Source organism: Streptomyces sp. NPDC093801 (assembly GCF_040701585.1).
Classification (GTDB): Bacteria; Actinomycetota; Actinomycetes; order Streptomycetales; family Streptomycetaceae; genus Streptomyces.
The window spans coordinates 1-23,737 of record NZ_JBFBDP010000048.1; the positions used below are offsets into that span (position 1 = coordinate 1).

At 76.0% G+C, this 23,737-nt stretch carries 20 protein-coding genes and 2 pseudogenes; 8 read left to right on the plus strand and 14 right to left on the minus strand.

All coding sequences use genetic code 11. The features are described 5' to 3' along the window. Positions 1 to 89 (plus strand): annotated as a pseudogene (locus AB0469_RS36650) (lytic transglycosylase domain-containing protein); the annotation flags it as partial. Positions 90 to 185: 96 nt separating this feature from the next. On the opposite strand, the gene AB0469_RS36655 reads toward AB0469_RS36650, so the two are convergent. From AB0469_RS36655 to AB0469_RS36665, 3 genes and pseudogenes are all read right to left on the minus strand, one after another. Next, complete coding sequence (locus AB0469_RS36655; protein WP_366455890.1) at positions 186 to 1,175, minus strand: phospholipase; 990 nt, start codon at positions 1,173 to 1,175, stop codon at positions 186 to 188. A 142-nt stretch (positions 1,176 to 1,317) separates the two neighbouring features. Continuing rightward, positions 1,318 to 2,238 carry a virginiamycin B lyase gene (locus AB0469_RS36660; RefSeq protein WP_366455891.1) on the minus strand — a complete coding sequence of 307 codons (921 nt, stop codon included), beginning with the start codon at positions 2,236 to 2,238 and terminating at the stop codon, positions 1,318 to 1,320. A gap of 79 nt (positions 2,239 to 2,317) precedes the next feature. After that, positions 2,318 to 3,955 (minus strand): annotated as a pseudogene (locus AB0469_RS36665) (ATP-binding cassette domain-containing protein). Positions 3,956 to 4,075: 120 nt separating this feature from the next. Between AB0469_RS36665 and AB0469_RS36670 the strand changes: the two are divergent. Continuing rightward, positions 4,076 to 4,771: a TetR/AcrR family transcriptional regulator gene (locus tag AB0469_RS36670; protein ID WP_366455892.1), complete on the plus strand. Its 696-nt coding sequence runs from the start codon at positions 4,076 to 4,078 to the stop codon at positions 4,769 to 4,771. Positions 4,772 to 4,818: 47 nt separating this feature from the next. On the opposite strand, the gene AB0469_RS36675 is transcribed toward AB0469_RS36670, so the two are convergent. Beyond that, on the minus strand, positions 4,819 to 6,033 hold the full coding sequence (locus tag AB0469_RS36675; RefSeq protein WP_366455893.1) for a glycosyltransferase: 1,215 nt from the start codon (positions 6,031 to 6,033) through the stop codon (positions 4,819 to 4,821). Between the two features lie 352 nt (positions 6,034 to 6,385). Between AB0469_RS36675 and AB0469_RS36680 the strand changes: the two genes are divergently transcribed. Then, positions 6,386 to 7,345 carry an SDR family oxidoreductase gene (locus tag AB0469_RS36680; protein WP_366455894.1) on the plus strand — a complete coding sequence of 320 codons (960 nt, stop codon included), beginning with the start codon at positions 6,386 to 6,388 and terminating at the stop codon, positions 7,343 to 7,345. Here the strand turns inward: AB0469_RS36680 and AB0469_RS36685 are convergent. From AB0469_RS36685 to AB0469_RS36695, 3 genes are all read right to left on the minus strand, one after another. Then, positions 7,336 to 8,370, minus strand: a complete 1,035-nt coding sequence (locus tag AB0469_RS36685) for a WYL domain-containing protein (RefSeq protein ID WP_366455895.1) — start codon at positions 8,368 to 8,370, stop codon at positions 7,336 to 7,338. The genes AB0469_RS36680 and AB0469_RS36685 overlap by 10 nt on opposite strands. Positions 8,371 to 8,380: 10 nt before the next feature. Beyond that, complete coding sequence (locus tag AB0469_RS36690) at positions 8,381 to 8,530, minus strand: hypothetical protein (protein ID WP_366455897.1); 150 nt, start codon at positions 8,528 to 8,530, stop codon at positions 8,381 to 8,383. Between the two features lie 117 nt (positions 8,531 to 8,647). Beyond that, a complete protein-coding gene (locus AB0469_RS36695; RefSeq protein WP_366455898.1) occupies positions 8,648 to 10,597 on the minus strand; it encodes a hypothetical protein in 1,950 nt (649 codons plus the stop codon). A gap of 121 nt (positions 10,598 to 10,718) precedes the next feature. Here AB0469_RS36695 and AB0469_RS36700 point away from each other — a divergent pair, with 121 nt between their 5' ends. Further along, positions 10,719 to 11,054 (plus strand): hypothetical protein, encoded by a 336-nt coding sequence (locus tag AB0469_RS36700; RefSeq protein WP_366455899.1) that lies wholly within the window; start codon positions 10,719 to 10,721, stop codon positions 11,052 to 11,054. A gap of 21 nt (positions 11,055 to 11,075) precedes the next feature. Here the strand turns inward: AB0469_RS36700 and AB0469_RS36705 are convergent, their stop codons facing one another. The 3 genes from AB0469_RS36705 to AB0469_RS36715 form a co-directional block, all read right to left on the minus strand. Then, positions 11,076 to 11,831 carry a hypothetical protein gene (locus tag AB0469_RS36705; protein WP_366455900.1) on the minus strand — a complete coding sequence of 252 codons (756 nt, stop codon included), beginning with the start codon at positions 11,829 to 11,831 and terminating at the stop codon, positions 11,076 to 11,078. A 97-nt stretch (positions 11,832 to 11,928) separates the two neighbouring features. Continuing rightward, the gene (locus AB0469_RS36710) at positions 11,929 to 12,771 is read right to left on the minus strand and encodes a DUF4232 domain-containing protein (RefSeq protein ID WP_366455901.1); all 843 of its coding nucleotides are present in this window, start codon (positions 12,769 to 12,771) and stop codon (positions 11,929 to 11,931) included. 214 nt (positions 12,772 to 12,985) lie between these two features. Then, the gene (locus AB0469_RS36715) at positions 12,986 to 14,245 is read right to left on the minus strand and encodes a DUF2716 domain-containing protein (RefSeq protein ID WP_366455902.1); all 1,260 of its coding nucleotides are present in this window, start codon (positions 14,243 to 14,245) and stop codon (positions 12,986 to 12,988) included. 140 nt (positions 14,246 to 14,385) lie between these two features. On the opposite strand from AB0469_RS36715, the gene AB0469_RS36720 reads away from it, so the two are divergent. The 4 genes from AB0469_RS36720 to AB0469_RS36735 all read left to right on the plus strand — a co-directional run bounded on the left by AB0469_RS36720 (position 14,386) and on the right by AB0469_RS36735 (position 19,459). Beyond that, positions 14,386 to 15,522 (plus strand): hypothetical protein, encoded by a 1,137-nt coding sequence (locus tag AB0469_RS36720; RefSeq protein ID WP_366455903.1) that lies wholly within the window; start codon positions 14,386 to 14,388, stop codon positions 15,520 to 15,522. Positions 15,523 to 15,719: 197 nt separating this feature from the next. Continuing rightward, positions 15,720 to 17,474 (plus strand): hypothetical protein, encoded by a 1,755-nt coding sequence (locus AB0469_RS36725; protein ID WP_366455904.1) that lies wholly within the window; start codon positions 15,720 to 15,722, stop codon positions 17,472 to 17,474. A gap of 132 nt (positions 17,475 to 17,606) precedes the next feature. After that, complete coding sequence (locus tag AB0469_RS36730; RefSeq protein WP_366455905.1) at positions 17,607 to 18,245, plus strand: carbonic anhydrase; 639 nt, start codon at positions 17,607 to 17,609, stop codon at positions 18,243 to 18,245. A gap of 140 nt (positions 18,246 to 18,385) precedes the next feature. Beyond that, positions 18,386 to 19,459 carry a MerR family transcriptional regulator gene (locus AB0469_RS36735; RefSeq protein ID WP_366455906.1) on the plus strand — a complete coding sequence of 358 codons (1,074 nt, stop codon included), beginning with the start codon at positions 18,386 to 18,388 and terminating at the stop codon, positions 19,457 to 19,459. 2 nt (positions 19,460 to 19,461) lie between these two features. On the opposite strand, the gene AB0469_RS36740 is transcribed toward AB0469_RS36735, so the two are convergent. The 4 genes from AB0469_RS36740 to AB0469_RS36755 are packed head-to-tail and all read right to left on the minus strand — an operon-like array spanning position 19,462 to position 23,675. After that, positions 19,462 to 20,304 carry a DUF1295 domain-containing protein gene (locus tag AB0469_RS36740; protein ID WP_366455907.1) on the minus strand — a complete coding sequence of 281 codons (843 nt, stop codon included), beginning with the start codon at positions 20,302 to 20,304 and terminating at the stop codon, positions 19,462 to 19,464. Between the two features lie 34 nt (positions 20,305 to 20,338). Beyond that, the gene (locus AB0469_RS36745) at positions 20,339 to 21,643 is read right to left on the minus strand and encodes a cyclopropane-fatty-acyl-phospholipid synthase family protein (protein ID WP_366455908.1); all 1,305 of its coding nucleotides are present in this window, start codon (positions 21,641 to 21,643) and stop codon (positions 20,339 to 20,341) included. Next, the gene (locus tag AB0469_RS36750; RefSeq protein ID WP_366455944.1) at positions 21,640 to 22,425 is read right to left on the minus strand and encodes a DUF1365 domain-containing protein; all 786 of its coding nucleotides are present in this window, start codon (positions 22,423 to 22,425) and stop codon (positions 21,640 to 21,642) included. The genes AB0469_RS36745 and AB0469_RS36750 overlap by 4 nt, the downstream gene beginning before the upstream one ends. Beyond that, positions 22,419 to 23,675, minus strand: a complete 1,257-nt coding sequence (locus tag AB0469_RS36755) for an FAD-dependent oxidoreductase (protein WP_366455909.1) — start codon at positions 23,673 to 23,675, stop codon at positions 22,419 to 22,421. The genes AB0469_RS36750 and AB0469_RS36755 overlap by 7 nt, the downstream gene beginning before the upstream one ends. Between the last annotated feature and the right edge of the window lie 62 nt (positions 23,676 to 23,737).

Here is a 23,737-nt window from a genome sequence, read left to right on the forward strand (position 1 = left end):
AGATCAAGTGGGGCCTGGACTACATGAACGAGCGCTACGGCAGCCCGGTCGGCGCCTGGAACTTCTGGCAGGCCAACCACTGGTACTAAGCCACCAGCGGCACAGCGGTACAAGCAGCACAGCAGACGCATCGGAACGCCCGACGGGAACCTCCCGGCCGGGCGTCCTTGCGTGGAGGGGCCGTTTCAGCGGAACAGGCGGTCACCGGGGGTGGCCATGCGGTGGGTGGCGCCGTGGCGGTCCACCCAGTCGCGGACGAGGCCGACGGCGTTGGCGCACTGCCAGGCGTCGTCGTACTCGCGCACTCCGGTGAAGGCCCCGTAGCCCGCGATGATGCCGTCCACGCGCCCGTCGCCCAGGAGCTTGTCGACGTACCACGGATCGTTGTAGGTCGTGGTCCAGGACAGGGTGGCCGCGAGCCGCCCGGCGTCGCGGTCCCCGGCGCCCTTCTTCAGTTCGGCGCAGGTGTAGTAGGTGGGTTCCGTGCAGTTGCCGAAGCCCTTGGTGATGTCGCTGTCGCCGTAGTCCATCACCCGGTGCCCGGCCGGGAACCCGGAGCCGGACCGGTCGAACGCGCCCTGCACCCGGTCGCGGGTGCCGGTCGTCGTGATGCCCTCCAGCGGGCCGAGCCTGCCTTCCAGGCTCTTCCAGCCCCGGCCGCCGACGTCGGGGGTGCTGCCGCCGTGGTACTCGTAGAACCCGTAGAGCACCTGGATCCCGGCAGCCGTCAGCCGCTGGGCCTTGTCGCGCAGTCCGGCGACGCTGCACCCGCGGTTCTCCTGCTCCCCGCAGTAGTTCGGGTCCTTGACGTCCAGCCAGACGAGCGCCAGCCGGTGTCCCGCGGCGGCCTGGGAGACGATGCGGTCGATCATGCCGTCGAAGCTCGGGCCCAGCCGGTTGTCACCGGCCGAGGAGCAGTCGTGGTAGGCGCGCCATTCGTTCGGGTTCCACCAGGCGCAGACGTCGATCTCGATGCCGTTGGCGCCGTGCTTGAGCGCGGCGTCCACGCCGGCCAGGGTGTCGACGCGGTGCGCGATGGCGTAGACCGGGCGGCGCTGGTCGGCGGCCGCTGCCGGGCTCGCGCCGAGGGCGGTGGTGGCGATGGCGGCGCAGAGGGCGGCGACCAGGGCCGCCAACATCCGCGGGCCGGCACCCCGCCTGGGGTCTGTGGTCAAGGGACGGACTCCTTCGTGTCGGTGTGCTGGGGCAGGTGGTCGGTGTCGTGCGCCACATCGTGGCACGCGGTACGTGCATGATGAATGGAATTCGGCCGGACCCGCCCCGCGGGGCGAGGCGGACGCGTGCGGGACGCGGGGCTCAGCCGTGCGCGGCCGCAGTGACGTCCCAGCGGGTGACGTCGCCCGTCTCCTGGGCGACGTACAGGGTGCCGTCGGGGCCGAAGGCGAGGCCGTGGGGTTCGCACGCGGGGTCCGGCAGGGGGAACTCGGTGAGCCGCCCGTCGGCGGTGACGCGCCCGATCCGCCCGGTCGCCCATTGGGTGAACCAGCAGGCGCCGTCCGGTGCGACCGTCACCGCGTGGGGCCGGCACCGGGCGTCCGGCAGCGGGTGCTCCGTGAACCCCGGCCCGTCCGGGTCCAGGCGGCCGATCCGGCCCGTTCCGATCTCGGCGAACCACAGGGCGCCGTCCGGCCCTGCCGCCAGGCCGACCGGTGCGGCACCGGCCGTGGGCAGCCGGAACAGCCGGGACGCGCCGGTCACGGCGATCCGGGCCAGGGCGTGCTCCTGGTTGAGGGTGCACCACAGTGCGCCGTCGGGGGCGGTGGCGAGGAAGGAGGGGAAGGAGTCGCCGACGGGGAGCGGGTGCTCGGTGACCTCGCCGTCCGGGGTGATGCGGCCGACGGCCCCGGCGTTCAGCAGCGTGAACCAGAGCGCTCCGTCGGGCCCGGCCGTGATCCCGTACGGTCCCGGGGCCGAGCCCGGCAGGGCGTAGGAGCGGGCCCGGCCGCCGGTGGTGATGCGGCCGATCCGGTGGTCGCGGTGGCGGGTGAACCACAGGGCGCCGTCCGGCCCGGCGGTGATCAGGGTCGGGCCGCAGTCGGGCGAGTCCAGCGGGAACTCGTCGATCCGGCCGTCCGGGGCGAGGCGGGCGATGCGTCCGGCGTGCACCAGGGTGCACCAGACGCTGCCGTCGGGGCCGACGGCCAGGGCGTACGGGCCGGAGCCGGCGGTGGGGAGGGCGTAGGTGTGGATCAGGCGGGCGGAGCCGGCGGAGGGCATGCGGAGACCTTTGCGGGGAGGGGGGAAGGGAGGGGGTTCACGCGGAGGGGTTCGCGCCGGGGAGGTCACGCGGAGCGCTTCACGCGGACGCGGCGAGGGCCGGGTCGGGGGCGCGGAGGGCGATCCTGTCGCCCTGCCAGCGGGCGCACAGCCTGCGGTCGTGGCTGACCACGACCACGGCGCCCGCGAACGCGGCGAGCGCCTCCTCCAGTTCCTCGGCCAGTGCGGGGGAGAGGTGGTTGGTCGGCTCGTCCAGCAGCAGTACGCCGACCGGTTCGGTGACCAGCCGGGCCAGGGCCAGACGCTGCCGCTGGCCGGCCGACAGGGCGCCGACCTCGGCGGTGAGCCGTTCCGGGGCGAACAGGCCGAGCGACAGCAGCCGTTCGGCGTGATCTCCGGGAGTGCCCGCGCGGCCTGCGGCGAAGGCCTCGAGGAGGGTCCGGCGGGGATGTGCCACGGCGGTGTGCTGGGCCAGCAGGCCGGTGCGCGCGCGGCGGACGAGCTGCCCGCGGTCGGGGGCGAGGGTGCCGGCCAGGACGCCGAGCAGGGTGCTCTTGCCGGCTCCGTTCGGACCCGTGACCAGGATCCGGCCGCGGGCCGGCACGGTCAGGTCGACGGGCGCCAGCCGGCCCGCCACCGACACGCCGTTCGCCGCGAGGGCCGCGCCGCCCGGGCCGTCGCCGGCGGTGGCCAGGGGCACGGCGGTGAAGCGCAGCGGTTCGGCCGGTGCCGGGACCGGGCGGGCCAGCAGCCGCGCCAGGCGCTCCTCGGCGTTGCGGACCCGGCTCGCCAGGGACTGTTGCACCCGCCCGGCCGCGCGGTCGTACGCCATCTTGTTGCCGTCCTTCGCGGCCCGGCCGGGGGCGACCCGGCGGGCGGTCACGGAGGCGGACTCCCGCAGCCCGTCCACCTCACGGCACCAGTCGGCGTGGGCCCGGGCGCGGCGCTGCCGATCGGCGGCGCGCCCGGCGAGGTAGCCGGCGTAGCCGTTGCCGTAGCGGACCGTGCGGTGCAGGTCGCCGTCGACCTCCAGGAGGGAGGTGGCGACGCGTTCGAGGAACCGCCGGTCGTGGGAGACGGCGACGGTGATGCCGCGGCGGGCGCGGAGGTGGTCCTCCAGTCAGGTCAGGGCGGCGTCGTCGAGGTGGTTGGTCGGTTCGTCCAGGAGCAGGACCCCGGGGGCGGAGGCCAGCAGCGCGGCCAGCCGCAGCCGTACCCGTTCGCCACCGGAGAGCTCGCCGACGGTGCGGTCGCGGGGCAGCCCGGGCAGTCCGAGGCCGTGCAGGGCGCGTTCGGTGCGGGCGTCGGCGTCGTAGCCGCCGCGCAGTTCGAAGGCGGTGAGCAGGTCGGCGTAGGAGCCGAGGACCTCGGCGCCGGTGTCGCCGTCCGCCATGCGCTCCTCGAGCCCGCGCATCCGCTCCTCCAGGGCTCGGAGCGCCGGGAGGGAGCGGTCGACGACCTGCTGAACGGTGAGCCGGGCGGGAAGGGTCTCCTCCTGGGCGAGGTGGCCGATGCCGCCGCCGGCGCGGACGGTGACCGTGCCGCGGTCGGGGCGCTCGATCCCGGCGAGCAGCCGGAGCAGGGTCGACTTGCCCGATCCGTTCTCGCCGACGATCCCGAGGCGGGTGCCGTCGGGGACGGAGCAGTCGACGGAGTCGAGGACGGGGCGGCCCCCGTAGGACATGCAGAGGTCAAGCGCGGTGAGCTGTGCGGTCATGCTGCGGCTCCGGGTGTTCGGCCGAGGGTGGGAGGGCGGAGGGGGAGAAAGGGAGGGAGGTACGGGTGAGAACCATCGGAGGACTCCTTATTGCGACGAATGTTGCGTTAAGATCGTTCCATGGATGCCACCGCACACGCAAGCGAGGATTTCGGCCACGGGGACGATCGGGATCCGGTCGATCGGGATCCGGCGCCGCTGCGGCGCCGGACCGGCGGCCGCAGCGCCCGGGTCCGCGCACAGGTCCTGGCCGCGACGGGCGATCTGCTGGTGGAGGGCGGGTACGACGGGCTGGCCGTCGACGCCGTCGCGGAACGCGCGGGCGTGCACCGCACCACGGTCTACCGGCGCTGGCGCGACGTCGGCGGTCTGCTGGCGGACCTGCTCGACGCCGCGTCGGACGACGCGTGGAGCCCGCCCGACACCGGATCGCTGGAGGGGGACCTCACCGCACTCAACCAGGAGGTCTACGAGGCCCTGGCGGGCGGCGGGACCGGCCTGACCACGGCGCTGATCGCCGCGGGCTTCCGCTCGGCCGAGGCGGCCGGCGCCCTGTCCCGCTTCTGGGAGGACCGCTACGCCCGCTGCGCGGAGGTCGTCACCCGCGCCGCCGCGCGCGGTGAACTCCCGGGCCCGGTGGACGCCCGCGCGCTCCTGGTCACGGCGACGGCCCCGCTCTACCACGAGCTGCTGCTCCTGCGGGCCGCCCCGGACCCGGCCCTTCCCGGCCGGGCCGCGGCGGGCGCCGCGGCGGCGGGGCGGGCGGGCGTCTTCTGCACGGCCGTCCCGCCGAGGGGGTCCACTCCTGCCCGCTGAGCCCCGGGCTCCCGGGAAGCGGGTCCCCGCCCTCCGGGCTGCGGAGGTCAGCCGGCGAACGCCGGGCCGACATGGGCCAGCAGCGGGGCGGCGCCGTCCTCCGCGGCGATCCCGCGCGCGAGTGCGGACGCGCGGCGGCGGTGGGCCGGATCGGACAGGCAGTCCGTGATCGCTGCCCCGAGGGCTGCCGCGGTCAGCTCCCGGAACGGCAGGACGCGGGGTGCGACCCCCAGCTCGACCAGCCGCGACGCCCAGAACGGCTGGTCGGCCATGACCGGGACGGGCACGGCGGGCACGCCCGCCCGCAGCCCGGCCCCGGTGGTGCCCGCCCCGGCGTGGTGGACGACGGCGGCCGTCCGCGGGAACAGCCAGTCGTGCGGGACGTCGCCGATGGCCAGGACGTCGGCGCCGCGCCCGTCCAACCCGGCCCAGCCGGCCTGCACCACCGCCCGCACACCGGCCCGCCGGACCGCCCCGGCCACCAGCTCGCCGAGCCGTTCCCCCTGCCCCACCGCCATGCTGCCGAATCCGAGGAACACCGGGGGCGGGCCCGCCCGGAGGAAGTCGACCAGGTCGGCCGGGGGCTGCCAGCCGTCCGGGCGGGCCGGCCACCAGTAGCCCGCCACCTTCACCCAGGAGGGCCAGTCCGCGGGTCGCGGCACCACCAGCGGGCTGAAGCCGTGGAAGACGGGCCGGACCTCCGGCCGGGTCGCGGGTGCCCCGGCGGGCAGCCCGAGGAGGGCCCGCAGCCGGGTGTCGGCACCCGAGAAGACGTCTTCCGCGCGCCTCACCACCTCCCGGCCCGCGGCGAGGTTGTCCTCCGGCCCCCTCGGGCCGGTGCTGCGCGCGGGGGGAAGGGCGAACCGGCCGGTGGGGTGGGCCGGTACGAGGTAGGTGCCGATCACCGGGACGCCGAGCGCCTCCCCGGCCGTCCGGGCGAGGGGGGCCGGACCGGAGGCCGTGAGCAGCAGGTCGGCCCCGCCGGCCACCACCCCGGCCACCCCGTCGGCGATGCCGTCCGCGTACGCCCTCGTCAGCGCCCGGACCTCGTCCCGTGACGCCGCCCGGGCCCAGTCCCGGATCAGCCCCTGCGGGTCTCCCGGTACCGGCCGGAAGCCGAGACCGCACCCGCCGACGAGCGCGGCGAACGACGGATGGGCGGCCACCGCGACCTCGTGCCCCGCCTCCAGCAACCGCCGCCCCAGCCCGGTGTAGGGGGCGACGTCCCCGCGTGAACCGGTCGTGATGATCACCATGCGCATGGGGTGATTCTCCCGGGCGGCACGGGAGACCCCGCCGGACTGCCACGGGCCGGTGTCTCCGGCGGATACCGCCCGGCCCGGCCGGCCTGCTCGGCCCGCCCGGCCCGGCCGGCCGGCCTGCTTGGCCCGGCCCGCCCGGCCGGACGCAAAGCCGGGCGCAAAGCCGCAGGGCAGGCCGGACGGAAAGCCGCACGCAGGCCGGACGGAAGGTCGCGCGAAGGCCGGACGGAAGGTCGCGCGGAGGCCGGGCGGAAGTCGCGCGGAAAGTCGGGCGGAGGCAGCGCGGAAAGTCGCGCGGAAGTCGCGGGAAAAGGTGCCGTGAACTGTCACCTTTGGCGTGCACCGTGGAGACATGAACCAGGACACCGACACCCAGCACCCCGACCGGAACCGCCCGCTCGCCGGCCGGATCGCCCTCGTCGCCGGGGCCACCCGCGGCGCCGGGCGTGCCCTCGCCGTCGAACTCGGCCGGGCCGGCGCCACGGTCTACGTCACCGGCCGCACCACCCGCGGGCACGTCAGCGAGGTCGGCCGGACCACGGAGACCATCGAGGAGACCGCCGAACTGGTCACGGCCGCCGGAGGCACCGGCATCGCCGTGCCCACCGACCACCTGGACGAGGACCGGGTACGGGCCCTCGTCGCCCGGATCGACCGCGACCACGCACGGCTCGACATCCTCGTCAACGACCTCTGGGGCGGCGAGCACCTCATGGCCCCCTCCATCTTCGGCAAGAAGAGCTGGGAGACCCCCCTCGCCGACGGACTGCGCGTCCTGGAACTCGGGGTGCGCTCGCACGTGATCACCGCCGCGCTCGCCCTCCCGCTCCTGGTCCGCTCGGACGCGCCGCTGCACGTGGAGGTCACCGACGGCACGGCACGCTCCAACCGCCGCTACCGCGAGAACCTCTACTACGACCTCGCGAAGAACGCCCCGATCCGGATCGCCTTCGGTCTGGGCCGGGAACTGGAGGAGTACGGGGGCACGGCGATCGCCGTCACCCCGGGCTTCCTGCGCTCGGAGCAGATGCTCAGCCACTTCGGCGTGACGGAGGACAACTGGCGCGACGCCATCGCCCAGGAGCCGGCCTTCGCCATCGCCGAGTCGCCGCACTACCTCGCCCGCGCGGTCGCCGCCCTCGCCGCCGACCCGGACCGGGCCGCCCGCTGGAACGGGAAGTCCGCCTCCAGCGGCGAGCTCGCCAGGGTCTACGGCGTACGGGACGTGGACGGCAGCCGGCCGGACGCCTGGGCGTACTTCGAGGACGTCGTGTACGGCGGCAGGGACGGCACGCCCGACGACTACCGCTGACCCTCCGGCTCCGCGCCGTACAGGGCGGCACAGGCCTGCGCGTTCTCGCGGAAGCGGGCGCGCAGGCCCGGCGGTCCCAGCACCTCCACGTCCGCACCCAGCCCGGCCAGCTGGGCGAAGGCGACCTCCTCCGACTCCACCGGCAGATCGACCGTCACCCGCCCGGCCGCGTCGGGGGCGGACGCGGACGCCAGCGCGCCCTCCACGCCCGCAGGATCCGCCACGGAGGGCAGGCGCCGCAGACCCGCCTGCGTCAGACGTACCGTGGCGGTCGCGCGCAGCAGCGCCCGGGCGAACCCGGCGGCGTGCTCCTGCCAGTACGCGGCCAGGTCGAACGACGGGTCGCGGACGAAGGGTTCGGCGGCGCCGTGAGCCGGGGACAGCGCCGTGACCCGGTCGACGCGATAGGTGCGCCAGGCGCCGTCCCGTCCCGGCCGCGCCTGCGGGACGCGGCCCACGACGTACCACACCCCCGCCTTCAGGACGAGTCCGTACGGCTCCAGCAGCCGGCCCACCCCGCGCGGCGCCGCGCCGTCCCGGCCGGGCCGCGCGTACTCCAGCTCGACCGTGCGGTCGGACCACACGGCGCGGGCCAGTTCCGGCAGCAGCTCGGGCGCCGACGGCTCGCGGAACCAGGCCGGGGCGTCGAGGTGGAACCGGCGCACCGAGGATTCGGCCGCCGCCCGCAGCGAGGGCAGCAGGGTGGCCGACAGCTTCAGCCGGGCCGTGTCCGCGGGCCCCGACAGCCCGAGGTCGCGCAGCGCCCCGGGCAGACCGGAGAGGTAGAGCGTCTCCGCCTCGCTGGGATGGAGGGAGGTCAGCCGCGTCCGGTGGCCGGGCGCCAGGCGGTAGCCGCCCGTGCGTCCGCGCTCGGACCGGACGGGCACCCCGGCCTCCTGGAGGGCCTGCGCGTCCCGGATCACGGTGCGCTGGGAGACGCCCAGCTCCTGGGCGAGGGCGGCGGCGGTGAGGCCGGGGCTCGACTGGACGAGGAGGGCCATGCGGATCAGGCGGGCGGCACGCATGCCCCAAGGATCAGGCATCCCCCGTCCTCCCCGGTGCCGGCAGCCGGCCCGGTACGGGGTCCACCGCCGGGACGAGGAGGGCCGCCCACCGCGGGGAGACGACGCCGCCGCGTGCCGCGTACCAGGTGGCGAGCGCGCCCACGGGGCCGCAGATCGCCACTGGGTCCCCACCTCCTTCGGGGCTCCGGCCGGCCATGCTCACGTGCGGCCCTCCGCGGCGAGCGTCGTCAGGACCCCGAGGCCCGGTGCCACGACGGGTACCGCCCGGTGGTCTCCTTCAGTCCCGGCCGCCGCCCCGGGAGTCCAGGGCGGTGATCACTGCGCCGCTGCGCAGCGTCGCGGTGAGGGTGGCCGGGGGAGCGGGGGCCGGCGGCGCCGGGACGGCGAGGGTGCGGCCGGGTGTACGGGACCGCAGGGATCCCGTGGCGTCGATCTCCGCCACCTCCCGGCTTCCCGCGGCCAGTTGGTAGGCGCGGCCGGACGGGGCGCGCCAGACCGTCGTCGCGAGGACGTGCTGCCCGAAGCGTCCGCAGGCGGCGGTGGAGCGGGCCCGGGCCACGGCCACCGAGGCACCCGCGGGCGGACGGAGCCGGATCTGGACGTCGCCCTGCCCGGTCCAGCGGGTGGCGCGGGTACAGGACCAGACGGCCCGGCCGGGGGTCTCGGGGAGTTCCGTGACGGCGAAGTCCCACAAGTTGACCGACCGGACCGCCCGCCCGTCCACCGCGTCCAGCGCGCAGGCCTCCTGCGCCCAGCGGGCCAGGGCGGCGGGCCCCGTGGCCTCGCGGGGCTGGCGGGCCGGCGGCGCGTCGGCGCCGTCCGCCGGCGGGGTGTAGGTGAGGTGGACGGGGAGCGGCCCGCCGCGGTCGGCGAGGAGGAAGGCGTGCTTCTCCACGATGCGCGGCGAGGAGGCGACCTCCAGGACGGGACGCGGGCCGCACCTCCCGTCCCCCGCACCGGCGTCCTGCCCCTGCCGGGCCGCGTCCTCGGGCGGGAAGTCGGTCGTGACCGTCCCGTCGGGGCCGATCGGCAGGGGCCGGGCGGCGGTGGCGGGGGCGGAGAGGTCCCGGACCCCGGCGGTGGCGATCCACGGGGCGAGGAGCCGGCGGGCCGTGCCCCCGTCCCGGGTCAGGGTGACGGCGGCCGCCGTCGTGACGTCGGCGCCGTCGGTCCGGGCGATGTCCAGGCTCCGGCGGCGGCCCTGCTCGGTGTAGCGCACGACCCGGTCGGCGTCGAGGAACACGACCACGGCCGTCCCCGGCCGGGGCTCGCCCGCGAACAGCAACTGCGGCGGCTGCCCCGGCGGTTCCGCCGAGGCCGAAGGGGCGACGGTGACGGCCGTGCCGGAGGGCGGTGCGGCCCACGTGCCCAGGGCCCGCGCCAGCAGGGGCCGGTCCCCGGTGCGCGGACCGCGGGCGGGCCAGGCGGTGAAGTCCACCCGGCCGGTGTCGGCCCAGGCCTGCGCGGGCACCCGGACCAGGCGCGCGGGATCGAGGGCGGAGCGGGCCGCGGGTGCTCCGGCGTAGGCGACGGCGAGCCCGGCTTCCGGCCCGGCGACGGTGGCCCGCGTCAGCCCGGCGGCCAGCAGCAGGACGGCGGCGATGCCCCAGGCGGCGCGGACGCGGGTGCGGCGCAGCAGCAGGTCGGTGGGACGGGTGTGGACGTCGGCCGGGTGCAAGATCGTTTCTCTGCCGGGCCGGGACCCGGCGTCGGTGCCCGTGCCCCCGGAAGGCCCCTCCTCCGGCCCCGGTCCGGCACCGGCCGCGAGGGCCGCCCGTACCGCGCCGCCCGGATCACCGGCTCCGGCCTGCGCGAGCACCTCCGCCGCGGTGTCCCCGTCCAGCCCGTCGTAACGGCACAGCACGTGCGCCGCGCGGGCGTACGGGGACAGCCCCGCCAGCCCGCGCGCCGCGTCGTCGAGCCCCTCGGCGGTGGGCCACATCCGCAGCCCCCACACCCACGGCGGGAACGGCCCGCGCCGCCGCCCGGCCGCGCGCCGCACCACCTGGGCCCGCACGGCTGCCAGCGGATCCCCGCCCTGGCGCGCCCGGCGCCCCGCGCCCCGCAGGGAGTGCTGGACGGCACGGTGGGCGCGCAGCAGCCGCGTGTGCCGGTCGAGGTCCTGCGGCAGCACCAGGTAGGCCAGACGCAGCAGTTGGGGGTAGCGCTCGACGATGATCGCCTCAGCCTGGCGCAGCCCGGCTCCGGATCCTTGACGTTGTCCCACGCTGCGGACAACGAAGGAATCATCATTTGGTCACACGCGGGGGCGACGTGGTGGACGACCGTGCCCGGCTGCACGCCACACCGGCGGACGCGTCCCTCCGCGGACGGTGTTGGATGGCGGCATGGCGAGGCGCACGAAGGAGAAGAAGCGACCCTGCTGGGGGATCCCGGAGGGGATCGTCCTGTTGGCGACGCCCGACGGCCGGCGCATCAGCTTCCTCACCAGGGAAGGCGGGATGCTCTGCGGGGGCCTGGACGTGCCCGCCGACACCGACCCGCACGACGCTCGGGCCGCGGCGGCGGTGATGGCGACGGGGCTCGCGCGCGACTTCCACGCCACCGACGTCGAGGTGCACTGGGAGCCGCCCCGGGAACCCTGGTCATGGACCGCCCGAGTCACTCCCGCCACCGGGGCCGGCCCCGCGTCCCCCGACGCCGCAGGCCAGCGCCCGGGCTGAGGTTCCGGGCGGGGCGGGCCGTCACGGGGTGGGCCAGGTGCCGAGGGCGTGGGACAGGCGGTCGCTGTGTTCGCGGGTGATTCCCCGGGCGAGGCGGACTCCGTACCGGGGGCTGCCGGGTTCGTCGCAGGACAGGATGCCGGGGAACTGCTGCCCGGCGCCCGAGAGCGGGGAGGGTGAGGGCAGGGTCCACTCCGCCGGCTCCCACAGGGGGTGGTCGTGCAGGAGGGCCTCCGCGACCCCCTGCGCTCCGGATCCGGGGACGCCCACCTCGACGAGCGCTCCGGCGACCCGCCCGACCGCGTCGGCGGGCAGGTCGCGGTCGCCGAGGGCCGGAAGCAGGAGCAGCAGGCGGACGGACGGAGCCTGGACGCCGGGAGCCCCGGGGTCGGGTGTGCCGGCGATGTGCGTGAGCTCGCGCCAGGACAGGCCGGGGCCGGCCTGGTGCCCGTCGATGGTGGCCAGGTGGCCGTGCCGGTCCCACTCGGGGTGGGAGACGAAGTACTCCGTCCCCGGCTCGTCCTCGAAGTTGCGGCCCACGACGACCACGGTGTGGCCGTCGCCGAACGGGATGCGGAAGACCGGCCAGCGCTCCCGCGCCGTCAGGGCCTCGTACGCCGCGTCCGTGTCGGCTTCGTCGGCGCCGAACCACAGCGGATCCGGCTCGTTGTCCTCGGTCTGGCACATCCACAGCAGGTAGGCGGCCCAGAACCCCGGCAGGGCCGGCAGGTCCTCCGCCGCGACGAGGGGGGCGTCGTCGTATCCGTCGATCAGCACGCGCCCAGGGTCCCACCCGGCACTGACAGCCCCCCACCACCCGGCGCCCGCGGGAAGGATCCGGGCCGGGGCTTCCGCCGGGACCGGTCGCGCCGTCCTACGCCGACGGGCGCGTCCAGGCGCGGACGGCGAGTTTCCCGGTGGTGCCGAGATCGAGCTGCGGCGTCACCATGACCGGATCGGCGCCCTGCCGGGCCCGCACCCTGACGTAGGGGACGTTCACGGGGTCCCCGGAATCGGTGGTGTTGCGCCACATGAGGCCCGATACGGCGCTCTCGCCCGGCTTCAGGACCAGGGGGCGGGCCGGGTCGTCGAACCCGGTGCCGGTGGTGATGCCGCCGCTGCCCTGCACGATCCGGATGCCGGGCACGGGCGCACGGTCCTCGTCCAGCAGCTCCAGCAGCGGGTAGCCGTCGAGCGGGTAGTCGCCCTTCCCGCAGTTCTCCAGGTGCAGGCCCACCACGCGCAGCCCCATCGCGGCGTCGCCCTCGTCCGTGGTGATGCGGATGCCGGACGGCGGGCACTCCCCGGACGCGGGCGGCGCCTCGGCGGCGGGAACCTTCGTCACCCGGGAGACCTTGACCCGGGTCGCCCGGGACGATCCCGGGCCGGGAGCCTGCCGGACCGTGCCGCGCACGGTCGCGCCGGGGCCGACCGCGCGCACGGTCTCGCGGGTGTTGTCCATGACCTCGCCGGCGTCCGTGGTGAAGTCGAAGAGGACCGTGTAGGTCAGGGCCTGGGCACCGCCGTTGGTGACTTCGTAGGCGGCCGAGATCCCGGAGCCGGGAGCGCCTGAGGGGACGGTCACGGAGGTGATCCGGACAGCGTCCTGCGACGGGGCGGTGACGGACGCCCCGGGGGCGCCCGCCTGTTGGGTCCCGCACGCCGTGAGGAGCAGGACCGAGGCGAGGGCCGGCAGAAGGGGAGTGGTTTTCCGCATCGGGTCACTCCACCAGGGCCGCGGGCTGCCGAGCCGTGACCGAAGCCACAATTCCGGTCACAGGGCTGTCACGGCCGCCCTGCCGGGCGGACCGGCCCGGGCGCGGGCTCGTCCCTTGGCCCGAGCGCGCGGCCGGCGCCGGCTCGTAGGCGGGTCCCGGCCCGCCCGGCCGACGGCACGCCAGCAGCGCGGGGCCGGCGGCCGGGGGGCGCGCTCAGTCCCGGCGTCTGACGGGTGCTCCGAGGAGTTCGGTCAGTTCGCCCTCGACGGCGGGGAGGAGCGCGGGCCCCCAGACGGTGAGGGTCTGCTCCCAGGGGTGGCCGAAGGTGCCCAGGCGCAGGTCGTGGGTGACGTGGAGGTAGTAGTCGCCGTTGGGGTAGGTGCCTTTGCCCGGGCGGGGCGGCCGGCCCGGCACGCCGGTGCGGCGGGGGTCGTAGCGGTAGCCGTCGTGCTGCCAGTCCAGCCAGTACACGAACTCCCCGGGCCGGGTGGCGGCGAGCAGCCCGCGCTGGACGACGGCGTCGAGTTCCGCGGGGAGGTCCGGGACGGCCCGGTGGTGGGAGTGCAGGTTCCACACGGCCGACGGGGACGGCTCCGTGATCGCGGGCCGGTAGGTGGTGCCGGGCTTGAAGTCGAAGTCCGCGCAGAAGCGGTCCCACAGCGGCCCGTCGTCGTGGAGCCAGTCGAGGAACCGGGCCGGACGGGTGGCTTCGGGGCGACCCGGCGGGTGCCAGTGGTAGGAGCGCACGGCGGTGGCCTCGGTGAAGCCGGCCTCCAGGAGACTGGCGCGCAGTGGCCCGTCGGCCTCGGCGAGGAGGGGGCGGCCAAGCCGGCTGTCACGGCGCCATCGGTCGGTGCAGGCCCGGACGAAGTCCTCATCGTGACGGGTAAGGCCGCCGACGATGGTGAACGGCTGCTCGTCGGCGTGGGCCCAGCCGGCCGCGGTGGCCAGACCGTCCTCCAGCAGGACCTGGATCAGGACGTCACCCTCGTCCGAGGAGCCGTCCGCGATCATTTCGGCGTAGGGCACCGCGTGCGGGCCGGGCGATCCGACAGCGATCTTCCAGGTCCCGTCGGCCTGGCCCCGCGCCCGGTACACATCGTGCACCCCGTCGCGGGGTTCTCGCTGGTCCTGCGGTCCCGCTCCCGCGAGTGTGCCGGCGATCAATACGGAACGGTCCCAGCCGGGGGTGAAGCCCGCCGCGATCAGAGCCGGGGCCAAGCCCGGCGAATCATGCCCGTACACCTTCCACTCCACCGGCTCGCCGCGCTCGGCGAAGGCCGCCCGCTGCCTGCGCACCAGCTCGGTCACGTCCTCGCCGGGCGCGAGCGGGGCGTGTTCGACCGTGCCGTGCGTCCCGTAGTGCCGGCGCACGACCGGCCCGTCGGACGCGACCACCACGCCGACGGGATGCCACGCGGGGACCCGTCCCCGCAGCCCGTTCCACTTCGCCCACTGCGCGTCCGTCTCCATGCCCGGGAGCCTAGGCCGTGCCTTTCGGATCCGGCCGGGCGGGCCGGTCGTCCGAGAGGCGGGACGCGGTGGCGGCCCCGCATCCCATGTGATCATCTTCATATGCCTCGGCGCCGCCCCTGAGGGCGTACCGTGCTGGTGTGAGCACAGGCGAGACGAATGCACCCGGGACCGCGTTGCTCCTGGCGGCCGCCCCCGTGGGCAAGGGCCGACTGGTCGACGCCGCCCGCGTCCTGTCCACGCTGGCGGCGTGCCCGCCCAGTTCCCTCACGCGCACCGCCGCCGGGACCATCGTGGAGCTGGCCGATCCCACCGACCAGCAGACCGTCCTCACCCGCGTCCGCGCCGCCGCGGCGACCGCGGGCCCCCTCACCCTGCTCCTCGCGGGCCAGCTCCAGCTCGACACCCGGCAGCGCGCGATCCACATGGCCCTCGCCCGAACGACCCCGTCCACCCTGCGCTACACGGGACTTCCGTGGGCGTGGCTGGCGAGCGAGCTCAAGCCGCGCCGTCCGGGGAGCACGACCCTCCTCGTCGACCTCGTCGCGACGGCCGACACCTGGCAGCGGATCGGCGCGGAGGGACTCACCCTCGGCCACGGGATCCCGATCTACGGCCGCATCGCCCCACCGCCGCGCCGTCAGCGGGTCGCGGACCCCGTCTACCTGCAGGCCGTGGCGAGCATCTGGCGGAGCGGTCTGACACCGCCGCTCGCCGAGCTCCACGCGAAGGCCGCAGCCCAAGTCGCCGACCCCGGCGCCCTGTTCCTCACCGCGGAGGCCGACTCCGCCCCGGTCCCGGCGCGCAGGGCGCAGGCCGGCGCGGAGGCGACCGGCGACCCGCTCCCCGCGATCCTCGCCGCCGCACGCGCGGGCCACCACGACCAGGCGGCGTCGCTCGCCGCGCGGTGGGAGGGCTGGGCGGTGCAGAGCTACGGCCCCGGGTCCGCCCAGGCGGTCCAGTGGCTGGAGGTGCGGGCCGACCTGGCCCGCCTCGCGGGCGACGCGGCCGGCAGCTGCGAGCTGTGGATGGCGGCGGTCGACGCACGGCTCACCCGCAGCCAGGCCCCGGACGACCCGGACGTGGAGGCCGCGGTGGACCGGGCCCACCACCAGTGGCAGTCCGTGCGCGACGCGGCGCGGGCCCGCGAACTCGGACCGCGCCTGGTCGCATTGCGCCGCCGGGTCCCGGGGCGGCGGCCGGGCGCGACGCAAGCCGTACAACGCCGGCTCGAACTCCTGCACACCCTGCCGCAGGCCCTGACCGGGGGCCGGTGACCCCACGGCGCCGCCGCCCGTACGGCACGGCCCGCACGGCCACGGCCGGCCCGTTCTTTCCGATTCGGCCAGTGTCAGGCGGTTTCGCGCCCCTCCGGCCGAATGCGGCGTTCGGATCATCGGGCCGATGCTGTGCTGTGGGGGCCGCGTCCGGCGCGGGCGCGCGTTCGCACGCCAGAAACAGGGGGTCTTCAGCGGTGGCTTCTCTGAACTACGACATCCTCACCGACCCGGCGCCGCTCCAGGTACCGGAGGCGGGGGAGGAATCCCGGGGCACGGTCCACATCGTCGTCTCCAATCCGACGTTCAACGACGTGATCTGGCACTCCGTCGAGATACGCGTGCCCGTCGGCGAGGGCGACGGCGACCTGACCGTCGACCCGAAGACGATCGGCGTACGGGTCGAGCAGAACACCGCGACGAGGCCGGGGGAGGACCCGAGCGTCGTCTGGGACGGCAGCACCGGGATCCTCACCGTGACCGCCCGGCCCAACACGTACTTCCAGGAAGCCGGCTCCATGGCCCTGGTGCTGGACGGCTTCCCCGTCTCCGCCCGGCCGGGGCTGGTCCTGCTGCACGTGACGGAGCGGGCCGCGAGCGGTGTCCTGGTGCAGAAGTACCCCGTCACCCTGAGCCTGCTGAAGCAGGAGTCCAGGGTGCCGCGCAACTTCCGTGCCGAGGAGTCCCTCCTGGCCGCCGGGCAGGACGTCCTCTTGCGCTGGGACGGCCCCGACAGCCTCGTCTACCAGATCCAGGGCCCGGACGGCCTGCTGGAGACCGTCCCGCCGAACGGCGGCCAGGGCGGCTGGCAGTGGAGCCCGCAGCCGGGCCAGGAGCCGGAACGGGACGCCACCTACACCCTGCTGGCCAAGGTCCCCGGCTCGCAGCGTCCGGGGTCGTACCTCACCACCACCGTCCATCTGCGCAGCCCCGAGTTCGAGGGCGTGACCGCCACCGGCGGGGTGCGCGCGCCGTGGGTCGGGGGCACGGCCGAGCAGGGCCGGATCACGTTCACCCGGAAGGGCGCCGAGGTGCGTGACGACGCGGGCGCGCCCGGGGCGGTGGTCGCGGCGACGGCGGACGTGGACACCGTGACCGCCGCGTGGGTGCGGGGCCGGGACACCGGCGCCGGGTGGATCCGGTTCCCGTCCGACGGGATCCTCGTCGGCCACGGCGGGGGGAGCGACGCGGGGACCGTCACGGCGGACAAGGTCCGGGCCGCGCACGGTGTGAACACCCCCTGGGTGGGGGACCGCGACGCCGGCAAGGGGTGGCTGGACTTCCCGCAGTCCGGCGTCGACGTGCGCAAGGACGGCGGCGAGGCCTGGGGGACCGTCGCCGCCGACAAGGCGGACCTGAACGGCGTCAACACCAAGTGGGTGCAGGGCCGCTCGTCCGACGACGGCTGGATCGAGTTCCCGCCCGCCGGGATCAACGTGTTCCAGGGCGCGGGAAGCCGCCAGTGGGGGACGGTCGCCGCCGACAAGGCGGACCTGAACGACCTCGTCACCCACCGGGCCCTCGTCAAGGACCGGCTCACCCTCCAGGGCGGCCTGACCGTCTCCGACGTGCTGGAGACGCAGGACGGTCCCCCGCGGCTGATCGTCCACGGCCGGGTCGAGGCGCGCAGCGACCTCGCGGTCGGCGGGGCCCTCTCCGCCGCGGCCGGCCTCACCGTGGGCGGGGAGGCCCTCTTCGAGGGGAAGGTGAACGCCAACGGCCACCTGTCGGTCCGCGGTGCGGGCGGCTGGGTCGTGCACACCGACGACGACAAGGTGTCCCTCAACAGCGACCTGCGCGTCCAGGGGGAGTCGGCCTTCCACGGCAAGGTGAACGCCAACGCGCACCTCTCGGTCCGCGGTGGCGGCGCCTGGGTGGTGCACACCAACGACGGCCAGGTCTCCGTCAACGGCGACCTGCGCGTCCACGGGGCGTTCCGCTCCGACAGCTGACAGGTCCCGGCCCGTCGGCCGGTCCGCCGCACCCCCGGGTCCGGCGGACCGGCCGACGGGGCGAGCGCCGCCCACCGCCGGGGGGATCTTCCTCACACGGCTGGGCGGCCCGATTCCGCGTAGTCTGCGGCCATGACCGCTGATCGAATGAACGTCCAGGAGACCCTGGCGACACTCCTCGCCGGAAACGAGCGCTTCGTCGCCGGTGCCCCCGTGCACCCCAACCAGGACGCGGCCCGCCGTGCGGAGATCGCGCCCGCGCAGACGCCGTTCGCCGTCCTGTTCGGCTGCGCCGACTCCCGGCTGGCCGCCGAGATCATCTTCGACCGGGGCCTGGGCGACCTCTTCGTGGTGCGCACCGCGGGCCACGTCGTCGGCACGGAGGTCCTCGGCAGCATCGAGTACGGCGTGAGCGTGCTGGGCTGCCCGCTCGTCGTGGTCCTCGGCCACGACGCCTGCGGCGCGGTCGCGGCGACGCGGGCGGCGGTGGAGGAGGGCGCCACCGCCGGCGGGTTCGTACGGGACGTGATCGAGCGCGTGACCCCGAGCGTGCTGGCCGCCCGGGCCGCCGGCTACAGCGAGGACGGCGACTTCATCGCCGAGCACATACGGCACACGGTCGACCTGCTGCTGGACCGCTCCCGCCTGCTCGCCGAGCGGGTCGAGACCGGTGAGGTGGCAGTGGTGGGCCTCTCCTACCGCCTCGCCGACGGCACCGCCCAGCTGATCACCGCCCGCGGCCTGGAAGCACCGGCGGGCGCCGCGGGCTGACCCCCCGCCCGGACGGCGGTTCCGGGGGTGCCCGGACCCGGCCCGTCACCCGGACGCACCCCTGCGCGGTACCCGGCGGACCGGGGCCGCGGATCGGCCGCTCCCGGACTCGCATCGATCGCGCATCGTACGATGGGGGCATGTCCGGAGCGGTCCTCGGTGTCTCGACGGGCGCCGTGGCACGGCGCCTGGGAGTCTCGCCGACCACCGTGCGCTCCTGGGAGCAGCGGTACGGGATCGGGCCCGCGGTGCGCGAGGACGGCCGGCACCGGCGGTGGAGGCCCGAGGACGTCGCCATGCTGGAGGAGATGTGCCGGCTCACCTCGTCGGGCATACCGCCCGCCGAGGCGGCCCGGGCCGCGCTGGCCGTGCGCCGCGGGCCCGACGAGGACGTCCGCCCCGGACCGCCGCACACGCCGCCGGAACCGCACGGAGCGCACGCGCCGTCGGGCGGCCCGCGGCGGACCCGTCAGCCCGGCTCGGGCAACGGGCTGCCCCTCGGCGAGGTCCGCCAGGAGTGCCGGGGACTGGCGCGCGCGGCCGTGCGGCTCGACGGGCCCGCCATGGAGGCCCTGCTGCAGCAGGCGCTGGACACCCACGGGCTGGTGACGGCCTGGGACGAGGTGATGGTGCCGACCCTCCACGCCGTGGGCCGCAAATGGGAAGCCACCGACAACCGCTACGTCGAGGTGGAACACCTGCTGTCCTGGCACGTGTCGACCACGCTGAGGCGGGCCGCGGTCACGGCGCCCCGCGCCTCGGCCCACGGCGCCGCCCCCGTCCTGCTGGCCTGCCTGCCCGGGGAGCAGCACACCCTGCCGCTGGAGGCCCTGGCGGCCGGGCTCGCCGAGCGGGGGCTGCCGACGCGGATGTTCGGCGCCGCCGTGCCCGCGGAGGCGCTGCGCGCGGCGGTGTGCCGGTCGGGTCCGGCGGCGGTCGTGCTGTGGTCGCAGTCCCGCTCGACCGCGGACGCCGCCCTGGCCCGGCACATGGCGGCCACGGCCTTCGGCCTGAAGGGGGCGCGGACCGCGCCCCTGGTCCTGCTCGCGGGCCCCGGCTGGTCCGTACGGGCCCTGACCGCGGGCATGGTGCGTCCCCACGGGCTGCGCGAGGCCCTGGACCTCATCGCCGCGCTCTATGCGCGCACCGGTGCCGTGGAGGAGGCCGACGGGCCGGCGCCCGGTACCGGAGGGGGCGTGCCGTCCCGCCCCTGAGGTCACCGCGCCGGGCCGCCCGGCCGCCCGCTTCCGCCGCTCGTCGACCGGCGCGGAGGGCGGGGAAGGAATCCGCTGGTGCGGGCCTGGTAGGCGGCGTACCCCGGGCGGTCCGCCATGTGGGCCTCCAGCAGCCGCTTGCCGCTGCCCTTGACGAGGAGGGCGCTCATGACGAGCGGGGAGACGAGGGTGGCGGCCGCCGTCTGCCAGGTGGCGCAGGCCGTGAGGTAGAGGCCCCACCAGACGAGGAAGTCACCGAAGTAGTTGGGGTGCCGGGTCCACGCCCACAGCCCCCGGTCCATGATGCGTCCCCGGTGCGCCGGATCGGCCTTGAACCGGGCGAGCTGGTGGTCTCCGACCGCTTCGAAGAACAGCCCGCCGGCCCACACGGCGAGGCCCAGGACGGCCGTGGCGTCCAGGGGCTGCGGCAGCAGCACGGCCGCCTGCACGGGGAGGGACACCAGCCAGACCAGGGCGCCCTGGAGGAGGTAGACGGTGCGCAGGGCGTACAGGGCCGGGCTGCCCGGGGCCCGGGCGAGCATGCGGGCGTACCGCGGGTCCTCCCCGTGTCCGCGTCCTCGGCGTGCGATGTGGACCGCGAGGCGCAGACCCCACACGAGGGTGGCGGCGGCCACGGCGGTGCGCCGCGCGGGGTCCCCGTAGGGGGCCGAGAGGAACCAGACGACGACGGCCACGGCCGCGAAGGCCAGCCCCCAGGCGCTGTCGACGATCCGGTGGACGCCCTTGACCATGGCGACGGCGAACGTCAGCAGCATGACGGCCAGCGCCGTGGCGGCCGATGCGGCCAGGACGGTGGCGACGGCTCCGGCGTCGACGGCGGTCACGGCGGCGGCCCCTTCGGGTGGCGGCGTGCGGCCGTCATGCCGGCCCCGGCCCGGTGTGTGCGAGGGCGAGCTGGCGGACGTCGAGGTAGCGGGAGCGGAAGCCGGCCTCGGAGTAGGCGAGGTAGAACTCCCACATCCGGCGGAAGGTCCGGTCGAAGCCGAGGGCGGCGACCGCGGCGGACTCGCGCAGGAAGCCCTCCCGCCACAGCCGGAGCGTCTCGGCGTAGTGGTCGCCGTAGCCGCGGTCCTGGACGATCCGCAGTCCGGCGAGCGCGCTCTCGCGGACGAGGGCCTCCCGGGAGGGGATGAGGCCCCCGGGGAAGACGTACTTGCTGATCCAGGTGTGGGTGCGGGCCGTGTTCAGCATGCGTGCGTGCGGCATGGTGATGGCCTGGAGCGCGACACGTCCGCCGGGGGCCAGCAGGCTCCGCAGGGCGCCGAAGTAGGCGGGCCAGTACGCGGCGCCGACGGCTTCGATCATCTCGACGCTCACGACCGCGTCGTAGACCCCGTCGATCCGGCGGTAGTCGCACAGCTCGACGCGGACCCGGTCGGCGACACCGGCGTCCGCGACGCGCCGCAGGGCGAGGTCGCGCTGCTCCCGCGAGAGGGTGACGGTACGGACGCGGGCGCCGCGCCGGGCGGCGCGGACGGCCAGTTCGCCCCATCCGGTGCCGATCTCCAGGAGGCCGGTGCCCGGTCCGGTCCCGCACAGGTCGAGGAGCCGGTCGATCTTGCGGTGCTGGGCCGCCGGCAGGTCCGCGGCGTCGGCGGGGAGGGAGTCGAACACGGCCGACGAGTAGGTGAGGGTGGGGTCGAGGAAGGCGGCGAAGAGCTCGTTGGACAGGTCGTAGTGGCGCCGGACGTTGCGGCGGGCCCCGCCGGGCGTGTTCAGGTCCGAGGCGGGCCGTCGGTGGTTCCACGCGCGGCGCAGGCGGCGCAGCGCCGGGGGTGCGAGCTCGTCGACGTGGAGGGCGAGGACGGTCAGCACGCCGACCAGGTCGTCGCTGTCCCACTCGCCCGCCATGTAGGACTCGCCGAAGCCGATCAGTCCGTCCGCGCCGATCCGGCGGTGGAACGCCGCGGGGTCGTGCAGCACCAGGACCGGGGCGGGCGCGGCCGTCGCGCGCGGCTGTCCGGGAACCACGGCCGCGCGGCCCGGGGTCCGCACCCGCAGCGGCAGGCGGGCGAGGGCGCGTTCCACGATCCGGCGGGCGACGGCGGTGCGCAGGGCCGAGGCCCGCGGCAGGCGGGCGACGTCCGGCCACGCGGCGGCGTCGACCAGGTGGCGTCCGGTGCGGCTCCGGTCGTGGGGAGGCGGGGGGAGGGTGAGGGTCACGGCGCGTCCTCCTGGACGGGGTGGGCCGGGGGGGCGGGCCGGGGCAGGACCGGAAGGCCCTTGAGGTAGAGGCGGATCCCGTGCCGCCGGATGGCGAGCGACACCCCCAGGGTCGACCAGGGGTGGCGCAGGACGGCGGCGAGCAGACCGCGGGTCCCGGCCGGGCGGCGGATACCGCGGACGGTCGCGGTCAGGGGGCGCGAACCGTCGCCGTGGCAGAGCTGGACGGTCAGGTCCAGCCGGTCGCCGGGCAGCGGCAGCCTCATCCGGTAACCGCCCTCGACGCCGAAGAACGGGGAGACGGGGAAGTCCTTGGCGACCTCGGCACGGTCCTGGCCGTCGGGGCGCAGCAGGTAGCAGTGGCGCTGCCCGTGGGTGTTGTGGACCTCGGCGACGACGCAGACGGGGCGGCCGGCCCGGTCGTGGCACCAGTACAGGGTCAGCGGGTTGAAGACGTGCCCGAGGACGCGTGCGTGGGCCAGCATGACCACCTGCCCGTCCGCGCCGTCCACGCCGTGCGCGGCGAGGTGGGCGTCGAGTGCGGCGCGCAGGCCGGGGGCGTCCCCCGTGAAGTGGTCCCGTGCGTCGAAGCGGGCGAGCGGCCGCAGGACGCGGGGCAGGACCGGGAGCCGGTCCAGGTCGACCAGCCACAGGTAGGTCCGGTGGGCCAGCGCGTACCTGAAGGGCGTCACACGGGTGTGCCGCACCTCGACCGCGTACAGGGCGGGGAGCCGGGACGCCTCCCGGGTCCGGGCCGCGGGGGCGGGGCGGGGGCTCACCAGGCAACCCCGAGGGACCCGGCCGCCTCGACGCCCGAGCGGCACCCGTCCTCGTGGAACCCCCACCCGTGGTAGGCGCCCGCGTAGGCGGTGACCCGGTCGTTCAGGGACGGCAGCAGGCGCTGCGCCGCGACCGACTCGGTGGTGTAGACGGGGTGTTCGTACGTCATCCGGGCCAGGACGGTGGTCTCGTCGATCCGCTCGCCGGGGTTGAGGGTGACGACGTGCGGCTCGCCGTCCGGCAGGCGCTGGAGCCGGTTCATGTCGTAGCTGACCTGGACGGAGCCGGGACGGGCCGAGCAGGAGGGGAGCCAGTAGTTCCACGAGGCCCGGGCGTGCCGGCCGCGGGGCAGCAGCGAGGTGTCACGGTGCAGCACGGCCTGGTTGCGGGAGTAGGTGAAGGCGCCGAGGACGCGGCGCTCCCGCTCGGTGGGGTCGGCCAGCAGGCGCAGGGCCTGGTCGGGATGGACGGCGATCACGACGGCCGCGTGCGCGGACGACTCCCCGTCCTCGGTGAACACGCGGACGCCGTCGGCTCCGCGGACGACCCTGCGGACGGGCGTCGCGGTCCGGACGGAGGCGAGGGGTTTGGCGACCCGCTCCACGTAGGCCCCCGAACCGCCGGTCACGGTCTTCCACCGGGGCGAGCCGGTCACCGACAGCAGGCCGTGGTGGTCGAGGAAGCGGAAGAGGTACGCGGCCGGGTACCGCAGGGCGGTGTCGGGCGCGCAGGACCAGACGGCCGCGACCAGGGGGACGGCGAAGTGGCTGACGAAGTGGGGCGGGAAGCGGTGCTCGCGCAGGAAGCCGCCCAGGGTCGGGGCCGTGTCGCCGGCGGCCAGCAGGCGGCGGGCGGCGCGGTGGAAGCGGGGTACGTCGGCGAGCATCAGCAGGTGGCGGCCGCGCAGCAGGTTCCCGCCGCCGAGCAGCCCGCGCGGGCCCCGGGCGCCGGCGTACTCCAGGCCGCAGCCGTCGCAGCGGACCGACATGCTCATCTCGGAGTCCTGCGTGGCCACGTCCAGTTCACGGAAGAGGCGCAGCAGGCTGGGGTAGGTCCGCTCGTTGTGGACGATGAACCCGGTGTCCACGCCGACCGTCCCGCCGCCCGCCGCAGGAAGCCGGTGGGTGTGCGCGTGGCCGCCGAGGCGCCCGTCGGCCTCGTAGAGGACCACGTCGTGGGTGCGGGACAGGACGTACGCGGCCGTCAGACCGGACACTCCGGCTCCCACCACCGCGATGCCGGGTCGCTCCAACCTCTCCACCCCCTGGTGTCGTGGGGCCCGGGGAACGCTTCCGGCCGGGCCCGGTGTGCGTC